This is a genomic window from Streptacidiphilus sp. EB129 (genome assembly GCF_041262645.1).
Taxonomy (GTDB): domain Bacteria; phylum Actinomycetota; class Actinomycetes; order Streptomycetales; family Streptomycetaceae; genus Streptacidiphilus.
The window spans coordinates 18,687-33,011 of the sequence record NZ_JBGCCS010000031.1; the positions used below are offsets into that span (position 1 = coordinate 18,687).

At 73.7% G+C, this 14,325-nt stretch carries 12 protein-coding genes; 10 read left to right on the plus strand and 2 right to left on the minus strand.

The features are described 5' to 3' along the window. Positions 1–95: 95 nt before the first annotated feature. From ABH925_RS29085 to ABH925_RS29105, 5 genes are all read left to right on the plus strand, one after another. Positions 96–1,001 (plus strand): MHYT domain-containing protein, encoded by a 906-nt coding sequence (locus tag ABH925_RS29085; RefSeq protein ID WP_370152733.1) that lies wholly within the window; start codon positions 96–98, stop codon positions 999–1,001. Between the two features lie 361 nt (positions 1,002–1,362). Next, positions 1,363–3,972 carry a nitrate- and nitrite sensing domain-containing protein gene (locus ABH925_RS29090; RefSeq protein WP_370152636.1) on the plus strand — a complete coding sequence of 870 codons (2,610 nt, stop codon included), beginning with the start codon at positions 1,363–1,365 and terminating at the stop codon, positions 3,970–3,972. Beyond that, on the plus strand, positions 3,944–4,384 hold the full coding sequence (locus ABH925_RS29095) for a roadblock/LC7 domain-containing protein (protein ID WP_370152638.1): 441 nt from the start codon (positions 3,944–3,946) through the stop codon (positions 4,382–4,384). The genes ABH925_RS29090 and ABH925_RS29095 overlap by 29 nt, the downstream gene beginning before the upstream one ends. Before the next feature lie 12 nt (positions 4,385–4,396). Continuing rightward, on the plus strand, positions 4,397–4,825 hold the full coding sequence (locus ABH925_RS29100) for a DUF742 domain-containing protein (protein WP_370152640.1): 429 nt from the start codon (positions 4,397–4,399) through the stop codon (positions 4,823–4,825). Further along, positions 4,806–5,390, plus strand: a complete 585-nt coding sequence (locus tag ABH925_RS29105) for an ATP/GTP-binding protein (protein ID WP_370152642.1) — start codon at positions 4,806–4,808, stop codon at positions 5,388–5,390. The genes ABH925_RS29100 and ABH925_RS29105 overlap by 20 nt, the downstream gene beginning before the upstream one ends. Positions 5,391–5,434: 44 nt before the next feature. Here ABH925_RS29105 and ABH925_RS29110 read toward each other — a convergent pair whose 3' ends face one another. After that, positions 5,435–8,122: a flippase-like domain-containing protein gene (locus ABH925_RS29110; protein ID WP_370152644.1), complete on the minus strand. Its 2,688-nt coding sequence runs from the start codon at positions 8,120–8,122 to the stop codon at positions 5,435–5,437. Positions 8,123–8,235: 113 nt separating this feature from the next. Then, positions 8,236–9,030 carry a lysophospholipid acyltransferase family protein gene (locus ABH925_RS29115; RefSeq protein WP_370152646.1) on the minus strand — a complete coding sequence of 265 codons (795 nt, stop codon included), beginning with the start codon at positions 9,028–9,030 and terminating at the stop codon, positions 8,236–8,238. A 279-nt stretch (positions 9,031–9,309) separates the two neighbouring features. On the opposite strand from ABH925_RS29115, the gene ABH925_RS29120 reads away from it, so the two are divergent. From ABH925_RS29120 to ABH925_RS29140, 5 genes are all read left to right on the plus strand, one after another. Beyond that, positions 9,310–9,651: a thioredoxin family protein gene (locus ABH925_RS29120; RefSeq protein ID WP_370152735.1), complete on the plus strand. Its 342-nt coding sequence runs from the start codon at positions 9,310–9,312 to the stop codon at positions 9,649–9,651. A gap of 249 nt (positions 9,652–9,900) precedes the next feature. Beyond that, the gene (locus ABH925_RS29125; protein ID WP_370152648.1) at positions 9,901–10,686 is read left to right on the plus strand and encodes an electron transfer flavoprotein subunit beta; all 786 of its coding nucleotides are present in this window, start codon (positions 9,901–9,903) and stop codon (positions 10,684–10,686) included. Positions 10,687–10,747: 61 nt separating this feature from the next. Beyond that, on the plus strand, positions 10,748–11,716 hold the full coding sequence (locus tag ABH925_RS29130) for an electron transfer flavoprotein subunit alpha/FixB family protein (RefSeq protein WP_370152650.1): 969 nt from the start codon (positions 10,748–10,750) through the stop codon (positions 11,714–11,716). 105 nt (positions 11,717–11,821) lie between these two features. Further along, on the plus strand, positions 11,822–13,225 hold the full coding sequence (locus tag ABH925_RS29135) for an acyl-CoA synthetase (protein ID WP_370152651.1): 1,404 nt from the start codon (positions 11,822–11,824) through the stop codon (positions 13,223–13,225). A 67-nt stretch (positions 13,226–13,292) separates the two neighbouring features. Continuing rightward, positions 13,293–14,309: an NUDIX domain-containing protein gene (locus ABH925_RS29140; RefSeq protein ID WP_370152653.1), complete on the plus strand. Its 1,017-nt coding sequence runs from the start codon at positions 13,293–13,295 to the stop codon at positions 14,307–14,309. Positions 14,310–14,325 lie beyond the last annotated feature (16 nt).

Here is a 14,325-nt window from a genome sequence, read left to right on the forward strand (position 1 = left end):
CGGAGCAAGCCCGCTCCACCGGCGCACGGACGGTACCGGGGAGTGGTGACGGACCGATGGGGAGTGCTTCCGGCGCGGTGAGCGCGATGGGCGGCATGGGCGGGATGACCGAGCTCGGCTACGGCTGGCTCACCCCGGTCCTCTCCTATGCCATGGCCGTGCTCGGCTCCGCCCTGGGCCTGCGCTGCACGGTGCGCGCGGTGGCCGCGAGCGACCGCGCCAAGCGGAACTGGCTGCTCACCGCGGCCGCCGCGATCGGGTCCGGCATCTGGACCATGCACTTCATCGCCATGCTGGGCTTCACCGTCACCGGTTCGGAGATCCGCTACGACGTGCTGCTGACCGTGCTGAGCCTGCTGGTCGCGATCGTCTTCGTCGGTATGGGCGCCTTCGCCGTCGGCTACGGCCGGCACCGGGGGCGCTCACTGCTGATCGGCGGGACCACCACGGGACTCGGCGTCGCGGCGATGCACTACCTCGGCATGGCCGCGCTGCGGCTGCACGGCACCGTGAGCTACGACCCGGCGACCGTGGCCGTCTCGGTGCTGATCGCGATGGCCGCGGCCACCGCCGCGCTGTGGGCCGGGCTGAACATCAGCGGACCGGTCGCCGCGGCCGGTGCCGCGCTGGTGATGGGACTGGCTGTCAGTTCCATGCACTACACCGGCATGGACGCGGTCCGGATCGCCCTGCACCCGGACCGGACGCCGCTGCCCGGGGCGACCGCGATGCAGTTCATCTTCCCGCTGACCGTCGGCCTCGGCTCCTTCCTCTTCCTGACCTCGGCCTTCGTCGCGCTCTCGCCCACGGCCGGGGAGCACGCCGCCGCCGGGGCCGCAGAGCGGCTGCGCGCCGCAGCAGCGTCGGACGGCGCGGGGGCGGACCCCGCCATGGCCCCCGGCGCACGGCCGGCGGGCGTCGGGCCGGCGGGTGCTGGGCCGGCGGGTGCCGGGCCGGACGGTGCGGCGGCGGAGCGGGTGCCGCGGTCCGACGGGCGCTGAGCACAGCGACCGGCGGGCGTTTGCGGGCCAGAGCCCGCCTCACCCGTCGACGAGTCCGTCGACGAATCCGAGGAAGCGAGAGGAAACGATGCGTCAACCCCGTGGGGCAGCCCCCACCGGCCCGGACGGCCAACCGCGCCCACGCCCCGCCCACGCAGGTCCTCCCGCCGACGAGCGCAAGACCGAGCGAGCCACCGCGAAGGCGCCCCCGGCGGACACCAGGGACCCGGCCCGCGCGACGAACCGCCCGGCCGCCGCCGCCCCATCCCCGGCACCGTCCCCGGGACCCTTCCGGCCCGGCGTCCGGTTACGGCCGCGGCTGCGTCCACGGACCGTACGGGCCCGTATCGTCTCGTTGCTGATGGTGCCGGTCGTGTCGCTGATGGCGCTGTGGGGCTTCGCCACGGTCACCACCGCCCAGGACGTCGACGCCCTGATCCGGCTCAAGCAGGTGGACGCCAGTCTGCTCACCCCGGTCGCCGCCGCCGTCGACGCGCTGCAGGCCGAACGCACCGCCGCCGCCCGCTCCGCCGCCGCGCCCGGTCAGGAGCGCGCCGCCGCGCTCGCCGTCGTGGCCGCCCGGGCCCGGGGCACGGACGCCGCGCTGGCCGCGTTGAACGGCGACATCCTCTCCGGCGCGGCCACCGAGGCGGGCCTCGCCGCCGCCCTCCCGAGCCGGCTCGACGCGCTGATGGCGGCCGCCGACGCGCTGCCCGCCCTGCGCGGCAAGGTCACCGCGCGCACCCTGGACTGGACCGGCACCATGGCCGCCTACGGCGACGACATCGCCACCGCCCTCGCCGTCGACGGGGCGCTGACGGGTGTGCAGAACACCGCGATCGCCTCCGACGCGCGGGTGGTGCTGGAGCTGGCCCGGTCCGGCGAACAGCTCGCCCGGGAGGACGCGGCCGAGCAGTCCGCCCAGGCGGCGGGCCGGATGAGCACCGACCAGTACCAGCAGTTCACCGGCGCCCGCTACGCCCGCCAGGTCATCGCCGACGGCGCGGTCATCGATCTGCGGCCCGCCGACCGCACCGCCTACCTGGCCGTGGCGCAGGGGCCGCTGGCCACCTCGCTGGCCGGCATGGAGACCGCCGTCGCCGCGGCCGGGCCGGGCAGCGGGCCGGTGCGCGAGGTCGCCGACGTCCAGTGGACCCAGACCGCGCAGAGCCTGCGGCAGCAGCTGGCCGCGGTCGAGACCGCGGCCACCGCCGGGGCGACCTCCGGCGCCGACCCCTACAGCCTCGGCGTGTTCACCAGGAACGGCGCGGCGGTGCTGCTCGGCCTGCTGGCCGTGCTGCTCTCGCTGCTGATCTCGGTCCGCATCGGGCGCGGCCTGGTGGTGGAGCTGGTCGAACTGCGCAACTCCGCGCTGGAGCTGGCCGGCCGCCGCCTCCCCGCTGCGATGCGCCGGCTGCGCGCCGGCGAGGTGATCGACGTGGACGCCGAGGCGCCGATCGTCATGGCCGGGGACGACGAGCTCGGCCAGGTCGGCGAGGCCCTCAACACCGTGCAGCGCGCCGCGCTGCAGGCCGCCGTCGAACGCGCCGAGGTGCTGTCCGGGGTCTCCGGGGTGTTCGTCAACCTGGCCCGGCGCAGCCAGATCCTGGTGCACCGTCAGCTCACGCTGCTGGACACGATGGAACGCCGTACCGAGGACCCGGCCGAACTGGAGGACCTGTTCCGGCTGGACCACCTGACCACCCGGATGCGGCGCCACGCCGAGGGCCTGATCATTCTCTCCGGGGCCGCGCCGGGACGGGCCTGGCGCAAGCCGGTACCGCTGCTGGACGTGGTGCGTTCGGCCGTGGCCGAGGTGGAGGACTACTCCCGGGTGGAGGTGCGCCGGCTGCCGCGTGCCTCGGTGGTGGGCCCGGCGGTGGCCGACCTCACCCACCTGGTCGCGGAGCTCGTCGAGAACGCCACCGGCTTCTCGCCCCCGCACACCAAGGTCCTGCTCAGCGGGGAGCAGGTGGGCACCGGCTACGCGCTGGAGATCGAGGACCGGGGCCTGGGCATGGGCCGGGAGGCCATCGACGCGGCCAACCGTCGGATCGCCGACACCCAGCAGGCCGACCTGTTCGACAGCGACCGGCTGGGCCTGTTCGTGGTCAGCCGGCTGGCCCGTCGCCACAACGTCCGGGTGTCGCTGCGGACCTCCCCGTACGGGGGGCTGACGGCGGTGGTGCTGCTCCCGAACGCACTGCTGGAGTCCGGCCGTCCCGGCCCCCGTACCTGGTCCCGCACCGGACCCGAGGCCGAGCGGCAGCCCGCCCTCGTCCCCGACGCCGACCTCGTCCGCAGTCCCGTCGGCCGTCCTGTCGCCGGCTCCGGCCGCGAGCCGGACCGCGAGCCCGAGCGCGACGACGGGCGCGAGCCCCGGCCCCGGACCGGGCGCGGGCCCGCTGCCGAGCCCGGCGCCGGGTCGCCCTCCTCGCAGCCGGCTGCCGAACCCGGCTACTGGACCGAGCCGGGCCCGCAGCCGCCGGTGCCGGCCGCCTCCTCCGCCGCGTCCGGCCGCAACGCCTCGGGCCGGGACGGCAACGGCTCGGGCCGGGACGGCAACGGCTCGGGCCGGGGCGGCGACTTTCGCCGCGACCCCGCCGACGGTGGTCCACCTTCCGTCCCGGGTACCCCGACCGCCGTCGCGGGCTCACCCGCGACGCAGATCGACGGCCTGCCCCGTCGGGTCCGTCAGGCGAGCCTGGCCGCGCAACTGCGGGAGGCCCCGCAGCCCGAACCGACTGCGGCCCCCGAAGCGACCCCGGCGGCCGGGTCCGACACCTCGCCCCGGCGCAGCCGCCGTCCCACCGGAAGCCCCGAGGACGCCCGCGCCACCCTGTCGGCGCTCGCCGACGGCTGGGGCCGGGGTCGGCGCGCCGAGACCCCCGCCACCACCCGGCGCCATCTGACCATCCAGCAGCAGGAGAAGGAGGCCCCCGATGGCCACGACGACGAACCACACCGGTGAGCTGAGCTGGCTGCTGGACGAGCTGGTCGCCCGGGTCGCCCAGGTGCGGCACGCGGTGGTGCTGTCCAGGGACGGCCTGGCGCTGGGCGCCTCGGCCGAGCTGAGCCGCGAGGACGGCGAGCACCTCGCGGCGGTGGCCTCCGGGTTCCACAGCCTCGCCAAGGGCGCGGGACGCCACTTCGAGGCCGGTGACGTCCGGCAGACCATGGTGGAGTTCGACGGCGGCTTCCTGTTCGTGGTCGCCGCCGGGGACGGCAGCTGCCTGGCGGTGTTCAGCGGCGCGGACGCCGACATCGGCCTGATCGCGTACGAGATGGCCCGGCTGGTCCGCCGGGTCGGCGAGCACCTGTCCAGCCCGCCCCGCTCGGACGGCGACGGGCTCGGTCACCCCGCCCGCCCGGCCGCGGGGTGACCAGGGCAGGCCATGGACGACTACCCGCCGGCACCGCCACCGCTCCCCGGGCACGGCTCCGACCGCCACTGGTACGACGACGAGGCCGGGCCGCTGGTCCGGCTCTACGCCCTGACCCGTGGCCGGACCAGGCCGAACAGTGCGGAGTTCGACCTGATCGCGATGATCACGGCCGAGTCCCCGTACGGACCGGACGATCCCTACGGCAGCGATCCGGGGCTGGCCCCCGAGCCCGCGGCGATCCTGGAGCTGTGCCGCTTCCGCTCCCAGTCCGTGGCCGAGATCGCCGCCGACAGCGAACTGCCCGTCGGCGTGGTCCGGGTGCTGCTGGGGGACCTGCTCGACGCCGGACTGATCCACGTCAGCCACCCCGTCCCGCCCGCCCTGCTCCCCGACGAGCGCATCCTGCGAGAAGTGATCAATGGCCTCCAAGCACTCTGAGGACACCCCTGCCCTCGCTCTGAAGATCCTGGTCGCCGGCGGCTTCGGCGTCGGCAAGACCACCCTGGTCGGCTCGGTCAGCGAGATACGGCCGCTCCGCACCGAGGAGAACCTCACCGAGGCGGGCCGCGACGTCGACGACACCGGGGGAGTGGAACAGAAGACCACCACCACCGTGGCCATGGACTTCGGCCGGATCACCATCCGCGAAGGCCTCTCCCTCTACCTCTTCGGCACCCCCGGACAGGACCGCTTCTGGTTCCTGTGGGACGAGCTGGCGCACGGCGCGCTGGGCGCGGTGGTCCTCGCCGACACCCGCCGGCTGGCCGACTGCTTCCCGTCGGTGGACTACTTCGAGCGCCGCGCCATCCCCTTCGTGGTGGCGGTGAACTGCTTCCAGGGGTCGCGCCGGCACGCGGTCGAGAAGGTGTCGCTGGCCCTCGACCTGGACACCGGCACCCCGGTGCTGCTCTGCGACGCACGGGACCGGGAGTCGGGGAAGAAGGTGCTGGTCGCCCTGGTCGAACACGCGAGCCGTCGGCACGCCGCCCGGCTGCTCGCCTGACGGCGGCCCGGCGTCCGCGATCGGCGCCCGGCGGCCGCGCGCGGTCAGACCGCCTGGCGCCGTTGCAGCCAGACGTAGGAGAGCCAGCCCGGCAGCACCGGCAGCCACAGCGTCACCAGCCGGTAGAGCAGCACCGGCAGCAGCGCCACGCCGTAGGGCACCCCGGTGGTCTGCACCAGCGCGCCGGCCAGCACCACCTCGACGCCGCCGATCCCGCCCGGGGTGGGCACGGCCGCGCCCAGGGTGCCGCCGATCAGGTTGGCCACCGCGACCGCGGCGAAGTTCCAGTGGTGGCCGAACGCGAGGGCGCAGGTGTAGAGGCAGGTCGCGGAGACGATCGAGACCATGAGCTGGCCGATGATGCCGACGGCCAGCTTGCCCGGCTGCTGCAGCAGGTCCAGCATGCGCGGCATGATGCCGCTGACCATCGGCTGGAGCCGGGCCGCGATCCAGCGGCGCAGCGGCGGGATCGCCGCCACGAACAGCCCCAGCACCGCCGCGACCAGCAGCGCGACCAGCAGGTCCGCCGAGTTCCAGAGCGTCGAGCCGTAGTTGCCGCTGGCCAGGAAGCCGAAGGCGAAGATCAGGGCGATGTGCAGCACCAGGCCGATGGCCTGGGCGACCCCGACGCTGGAGACCGCCATCCGGGTCGGGATCCCGGACCGGTGCAGGAAGCGGGTGCTGATCGCCATCCCGCCGACCCCGCTGGGCGTGACGATGTTGAGGAAGGTCCCCGCGACCTGCACCAGGGTGGCCTGCCGCAGGTTGAGCCGCTCCGGGACGAAGCCGACGAAGCTCATGGTGGCGGCCCACAGCCCGGCCGCCGAGAGCGCCACGGCCGCGGCGATCCACCACGGCTGGGCCTGCGTCAGCGCGTCCAGCGGGTTGGAGTTCTTGCTCGACAGCTGCAGCACCAGCAGGTACCCGGCGGCGGCCAGGCCGAAGGCGGCGATCAGGGTGCGCGGGCGCAGCCGCTCCAGCCGTACCGCCTCGACCGGGGCCTCGGGGAGGGTCCGCAGGATGTCGTCGCGGATCCTGGTCAGCAGGTCAGGGCCCTCCTGGTGCTTGAGCGCGGTCCTGGTGCCGCGCGGCAGGGCCAGCGGCTGCAGCAGCGGGACCGCCGAGCCGACCCGGTCCGGTCCCAGCACCTGGAAGGCGGCGGCCACGGCCCGCTCCGGGCCGACCCGCAGTGCGAGGGTGGTGAGCAGCTGCGCCAGGTCCATCCGCAGCGCCAGATCGCCGGCCGCGATGTCGCCGTCCTGGAGGCTCACCAGATACGGGGTCTTCTGCTCGTCGACCAGGATCGAGCCGGGCACCAGGGTGCGGTGGGCGATCCGCCGGGCGTGCAGCAGCTGGACCTGCTGCCAGATCCCCAGCAGCAGCTGGTCGGTCAGCTCGTCGTCGTCCAGCTGGTCCAGGGTGCGGCCGGGGAGCTGCTCGTAGACCGCCAGCGCGGCGTCCGGGCCGAGACCGGCGGTGGCCAGCAGCCGCTTGGTGCGTACCCCGGCCGCGTCGGCGGCGTAGGAGAGCAGGGCCTCCTGCTTGAGCGCGCCGCTGGGCGACAGCAGGCTGCGCCGCTCGGGCGCGGTACGCAGCCGCATCCGGCGCCACAGCCGGTGCAGGAAGCCGGTGGCCGACAGCTCCCGGTCGAGCACGGTGACGTCCAGGACCGGGAAGCGCTCGTCGTCCTGGTGGACCAGGTAGTGGCGCGGTTCCTGGGGCGGCCGGTCCAGGCTCCGGAACGCGGCGGTGGGGGCGAAACCGACCTGGCGCAGGCTCTCGAAGAGTCGCTCGACACTGGGTCGTACGTTCGGTGAGCCGAGGGCGTAGGCGGTGCCGTGCGCCACGGTCCAGCCGAGCAGCAGCGTCAGCAGCACGGACAGGGCGTTGGCGTAACCGCTGACCAGCACGGTCAGGACGTTCAGGGCCAGTACGACGACGAGGGCCGCGCGCCAACGCGGCCGATGGGCGACCCCGGCGGCGGTCATGAACGCCAGCGCCGGTGCGGCCAGCGTCAGCAGTGGTCCGTCCATGCCCGAGGGGCTGTGCACGGGCGGGGTGAGCGCGACCGCTATCGCGTGCGGGACCAGGTCCACCAGCCAGAGGTTGAGGGCCAGGGTGATCCCGAAGACCAGTGCGGCGGCGATCAGACCGTCGACGGCGCGGCGGCGCTCGCGCAGGTACAGCTTCTGCAGTCCGAAGGCCACCGGCACCAGCAGCACGGCGGTGGTGGAGAAGGACCCGGCCAGCCCCAGCAACAGGTGCGGCGCGCGCCCGGCCCCGTGCGCGGCGTCGGCCTCCAGGCCGCCGGTGGTGTTCTGCGCCGAGTCGGCGAGCAGGAGGGTCAGTGCGGTCAGCACCAGGCCCAGCACGAACCGGATCAAGGTCTCCGGCCGCCGCGCCCGCGCCGGCAGCAGCAGCTCCTCCGCCCCCACCTCGGCGGTGGGCACCTCGGCCCCGGCCTCCCCGCCGGGCACGTGCTGCTCCGGCGCCTCGCGCTCCGGCCCGTCGGGTACGGGCACCTCGGCCCCGGCCTCCCCGCCGGGCATGTGCTGCTCCGGCGCGTCGGGTACGGGCGCGTCGGGTACGGACAGGTCGTGCACGGGCGCCTGGGCTACGGCCGGGACGGGTGCGGGCGCGTCGGCGGTGGGCACGTCGGCGACGGGCATGTCGGTCGCCGGTGTCGCCTCGGGGGGGACACCGTCCCGGTCACCCCGTATCACCCTGCTCACGCGGACCGCTCCTACCCACGCCTCTGCCGCGCCCGGCCGACAGTCCTGTTCAGCCTGTTCCACCAGCATCGCCCGTTCATGCCGACACCACCCATCGGGGTGCGGCTCCGCGGCTACCGCTGCTGCGCGGCCTCCGCCTCGGCCTTCGCGGCCCGGCGCGCGGCCTTGTCCGCGTTCTCCTTCTCGTCCTCGGCCTCCGCGACCTCCAGCGTCGGCGCGGTGCCGCCCAGGTGCGCGGGCTGCCACCACGCGTCCTCGGGGCCGCTGGGCGTCTCCGGGTAGGTGGTCTGGGCCCGGTCGACCAGCTCGGTCATGGCCGCCCGCAGCCGCCGGGTCACCATCACCGGCCGGTCCTCGGGGGTGAGCACGATGGGTTCGCCGATGATGATGGTGATCGGCGTGTGACGGCGGGTCAGCGTCTTCGGCCGCCCCTTGGTCCACAACCGCTGGGTGCCCCACACCGCCATCGGCAGCAGCGGCACGTTCGCGTCGGCCGCCATCCGGGCCGCACCGGTCTTGAACTTCTTCAGCACGAACGAGCGGCTGATCGTCGCCTCGGGGAAGACACCCACGACCTCGCCCGCGCGCAGCGCCGCCACCGCCGCCTCGTAGGCGGGCTGGCCGTCCGAGCGGTCCACCGGGATGTGCTTCATGCCACGCATCAGCGGGCCGGAGATCCGGTGGTTGAAGACCTCTTCCTTGGCCATGAAGCGGGTCTTGCGCTTGCCGGCCTTGAGCGCGCCCCAGCCGGCGAAGATGAAGTCGAGGTAGCTGACGTGGTTGCTGACCAGCACGGCCCCGCCGGTACGCGGGACGTTCTCCGCGCCGATGATGTCGATCTTCAGGTCGAGCCCTCGGAACAGGGTGAGCGCGGCCCCGATGATCGGCGGGTACACGAGATCAGCCACGGTCGGTCCTACTTCCCAGGGCTGTCGCCCGCTCCGGCGTTGTATCGAGGTATCGTCCCCCGGCATGCGGTGCCCTGTCACTCCGGGCTGCAGTGCGATTCGCGAGACGGTGATCACACCGGCTGCAAATCCACCATACTGCCCGGGGCGTCCCGGCGAGTAGCACGCCTGTGCGTGCCCACCCCTCGGCCCCGGCCGCCGTAGGCTGGCCTTGAGGCGGGCAGCGGCCGCGCCTGCGGCTGCTGAGGACGCAGCGGGCGCTCGGGCGGGGCCGGGAGGCTGACAGTGCGGGGTGACGGAGTGCGGCTCAGTGCCGAGGAGCTGGGTGCGGAGCTGGGGGCGCGTGCCACGCTGGTGCAGTTCTCCTCGGCCTTCTGCCAGCCGTGCCGGGCCACCCGCCGGGTGCTGGACGAGGTCGCCGGCATGGTCGAGGGGGTGGCCCATGTGGAGGTCGACGCCGAGTCGCGGCTGGAGCTGGTCCGGCGGCTGGACATTCAGCGCACCCCCACCGTGCTGGTGCTGGACGCGGACGGCGCACTCGTGCGGCGCGCGGTGGGCCAGCCGCGCACCGCGGACGTGATCGCGGCCCTGGGCCGGTCAATAGGCGCAAAGTCACAGTGACTCCCGGTTGCGGTGTGCCACCCGATGCCCTTGCGTGGGGGAGTATGGGCGACGGCGGGCCACCAGGTATGTGGGGACCAGCCGGAGCGGCAAGGGGATCGGCGTCGGGGCGTAAGCTACTGGCGGGTAGCAAAACCAGGGCTACTCGTGAGTATGCTTCCGGGAGTTCCGGTCGGCAGGGCGCTGAACTGCACCCTTCCCTTGCCAGAGTGAACAGTTGCCGGACGTGACCAGTACAGGAGACAGGCCGTGAGCTTGAGGATCGTTGTCTGTGTGAAGTACGTGCCCGATGCGACCGGTGACCGTCGCTTTGCCGATGACAACACGACCGATCGGGATTCCGTTGACGGTCTGCTCTCGGAGCTGGACGAGTACGGGGTGGAGCAGGCGTTGCGGATCGCTGAGGCGTCGGGGGACGCGGAGGTGACGGTGTTGACGGTGGGTCCGGATGATGCGAAGGACGCGTTGCGCAAGGCGTTGTCGATGGGTGCGGACAAGGCGGTGCACGTCAACGACGAGGACATCCACGGGACCGATGTGATCGGGACCTCGCTGGTGCTGGCGAAGGCGCTGGAGCGGATCGGGTTCGATCTGGTGGTGTGTGGGATGGCGTCGACGGACGGGACGATGGGTGTGGTGCCGGCGTTGCTGGCCGAGCGTCTGGGTGTGCCGCAGGTGACGCTGCTGTCCGAGGTCAGTGTCGAGGGCACGGTGGTGAGGGGTCGTCGGGACGGGGATGCGGCCACGGAGCTGCTGGAGGCGTCGTTGCCGGCGGTGGTGTCGGTGACCGACCAGTCCGGTGAGGCGCGGTACCCGTCGTTCAAGGGGATCATGGCGGCGAAGAAGAAGCCGGTGCAGGGGTTCGACCTGGATGATCTGGGGATCGGGGCGGAGGAGGTCGGTCTGGCCGGTGCGTGGACCGTGGTCGACGCGGTGGCGGCGCGTGCGGCGCGGACGGCGGGGACGGTCGTCAAGGACGAGGGTGAGGGCGGCAGGCAGCTGGCCGAGTACCTGGCCGCGCAGAAGTTCATCTAGAGCCCCGGGCTCGCATCCCGCATCCCCTTGTCGACGTTGAATTTCTTTGGAGAGCTGAGTTATGGGTGAAGTCCTGGTCCTGGTGGATCACGTGGACGGTGCTGTCCGCAAGCCGGCGCTGGAGCTGTTGACGCTGGCGCGTCGGATCGGTGAGCCGTCGGCGGTGCTGTTGGGCGCCGGTGCGGCGGCGGCGGAGCTGGCGGTGAAGCTGGGTGAGTTCGGTGCGGCGACGGTGTACACGGCCGATGCTGCGGAGTTCGGCGAGTTCCTGGTGGTGCCGAAGGTGGATGCGCTGGAGCAGATCGCCGGGGCCGGCAGCCCGGTGGCGGTGCTGGTGACGTCCTCGGGTGAGGGTAAGGAGGTCGCGGCGCGGCTGGCGTTGCGGCTGGGGTCGGGTGTGATCACCGATGCGGTGGACGTGACCGCGGGTGATGGTGGTCCGGTGGCGACGCAGTCGGCGTTCGCGGCGTCGTTCAGCACGACCTCGCGGGTGTCGCGGGGGGTGCCGGTGATTACGGTGAAGCCGAACGCGGTGGGTCCGGAGGCGGCCCCGGCCGCCGGTGCGGTGCAGAGCGTCGTGGTGGAGTTCGGTGCGGCCGCCAGCGGGACGCGGGTGGTTTCGCGGACGGCGCGGGTCTCGACCGGGCGTCCGGAGCTGACCGAGGCGGCGATCGTGGTCTCGGGTGGTCGTGGGGTGGGTGCGGCCGAGGGTTTCGGTGTGGTGGAGGAGCTTGCGGACTCGCTGGGTGCGGCGGTGGGCGCGAGCCGGGCCGCGGTGGACGCGGGTTGGTATCCGCACAGCAACCAGGTGGGGCAGACGGGTAAGCAGGTGTCGCCGCAGTTGTATATCGCGAACGGGATCTCGGGGGCGATTCAGCACCGGGCCGGGATGCAGACCTCGAAGACGATCGTGGCGGTGAACAAGGACGCCGAGGCGCCGATCTTCGAGCTGGCCGACTACGGCGTGGTGGGCGACCTGTTCGCGGTCCTGCCCCAGCTCACCGCCGAGATCAAGGCCCGCAAGGGCTGACCGACCCCAGGGTCGGCACAACGGACCACCCGGGAACGCAGAGAGTACCTCTGCGCCCCCGGGTGGTCCCGTCTGGTTTGTACCGGTGCAGAGAGCGGGAGACGAATGCTGCTGACGGCGCTTGACGGACGGTACGGCGACAGCGCGGACGCGCTGCGCGTGGACGGGGCGGCGATGTCCCGCGAGGAGCTGCTCGCCGCGGCGGGTGCCGTGGCCGCGCGGATCGCCGGCGCACCCGCGCTCGCGGTGCTGGCGCGCCCCGGTCTGGAGACGGTGATCGCGACTGTGGCAGGACTGCTGGCCGGGGTGCCGGTGGTGCCGCTGCCGCCGGACGCGGGCCCCAAGGAGCGGGAGCACATCCTGCGTGACAGCGGTGCGCCGCTGCTCGCGGTCGCATCGCAGGACCGTGACACCGAGGCGCACGGGGCGCGGCTGCTGACCGTGGATCCGTCCGAGCGTGCCGAGGCCCCGGCACCCGCCCCGGAGACGGGCACCGCGTTCGTCGTCTACACCTCCGGCACCACCGGCGCGCCCAAGGGCGTGCTGCTCAGCCGCGCCGCCGTCGCCGCAGGCCTGGACGGCCTCGCCGACGCCTGGGCCTGGACGCCGGAGGACACCCTGGTCCACGGCCTGCCCCTGTTCCATGTGCACGGCCTGATCCTCGGCGTCCTCGGTCCGCTGCGTACCGGCGGACGGCTGGTCCACACCGGGCGGCCGACCCCGGCCGGCTACGCGGCGGCCGGCGGCAGCCTCTACTTCGGCGTCCCCACCGTCTGGTCGCGGATCGCCGCCGACGAGGCGGCCGCGGCGGCGCTCTCCGGCGCGCGGCTGCTGGTGTCCGGCAGTGCCCCGTTGCCTGTGCCGGTGTTCGACCGGCTGGCCGCGCTCACCGGCCACGCACCGGTCGAGCGCTACGGCATGACCGAGACGCTGATCACCGTCAGCACCCGGGCCGACGGCGAGCGCCGCCCGGGCAGCGTGGGACTGCCGCTGACCGGAGTACGCACCCGGCTGGTCGCGGACGACGGGTCACTCCTCGCCCCGGACGGCGAGACCGTCGGCGAGCTGCAGGTCACCGGGCCGATGCTGTCCGACGGCTACCTGGGCCGCCCGGACGCCGACGCCGAGTCCCGCACGGCGGACGGCTGGTTCCGTACCGGCGACGTGGCGGTGATCGGCCCGGACGGCTTCCACCGCATCGTGGGCCGGGCCTCGGTCGACCTGATCAAGAGCGGCGGCTTCCGGATCGGCGCCGGCGAGGTGGAGGCCGCGCTGCGGGACCATCCGGCCGTCGCCGACGCCGCGGTGGTCGGCGCGCCGGACCCCGACCTGGGGCAGGCGGTGGTCGCGTTCGTGATCCCCTCGGGCGAGGTGACGGGTGACCAGCTGACCGCGTTCGTGGCCGAGCGACTGTCCGTGCACAAGCGGCCCAGGCGGGTCGTGCTGGTTCCGGAACTGCCCAGGAACGCGATGGGGAAGGTGTTGAAGAAGCAGCTCCTGGAGCCCTAGGCGTACTCGACGCCCCCTGTTCCGCTCTGCGTACCATGCCTTCGGCAGTCGACGAACAGGGGGAATCGTGATCGTCTGGGTCAATGGTGCATTTGGTGTCGGAAAGTCCACCACCGCAAGGGAGTTGACGGCGCTCTTCCCCGGCAGCACGGTGTTCGACCCGGAGACGGTGGGGCAGTACCTGCGTCAGGTGCTCCCGCCGGAGGCCCTCGCCGGTCTCGCCGACTTCCAGGACCTGCCCGCGTGGCGCAGTCTGGTCCCGGACGCTGCCGCGGCCCTGCTCGCTCAGTGTCCGGGCACGCTGGTCGTGCCGATGACGCTGTCCCGTGAGGACTACCGGGACGAGATCTTCGGCGCCCTCGCGGCGCGTCGCATCGTGGTGCACCATGTGCTGCTGCACTGCGGAGAAACGATCCTGCGTCAGCGCATCGAGGCGGATCGGGGCGACCCGGGCGCCCGGCAGTGGCGGCTGGGCCACATCGAGGTCCAGGCGCGGGCCCGCAACTGGCTGGACCGGGACGCGGTGCCGGTCGACACCACGAACCTGACCCCCCGGCAGGCGGCCGAGCGGGTGGCCGAGGCGGTCCGCTCCGGCGCGGCCTGCCGGGCCATCGTGCAGGATCCGGTCGCGCCCGGGGACACCCTGGCCGCCGCGGTGCTGTTCTTCGACGACGAGGGCCGGGTGCTGCTGGTCGACCCGGTCTACAAGCCGGGCTGGGAGTTCCCGGGCGGTGTGGTCGAGGAGGGCGAGGCGCCCTCGCGCGCGGCGGCCCGGGAGGTCGCCGAGGAACTGGGGCTCACCGTCGACCCGGACCGGTTGCGACTCCTGGTCGCCGACTGGGAACCGCACCGTGGCCCGCGCTCGGGCGGCGTACGGCTGGTCTTCGACGGCGGCAGGCTGACGGCGGACCAGGTCTCCGCCGTCAGCCTGCCCGACGCGGAGCTCCGCGGCTGGCGCTTCGCCGGCCCGGAGGAGTGGCCCGAGCTGCTGCAGGAGAACAAGCTCCGGCGCCTCGCCGCCGCCGTGGCCGCCCGCGAGGCGGCCGTCCCGCGCTACCTGGAGGCCGGCGCGCCGCTCGGCTGAATCGGCGGATGCGGCG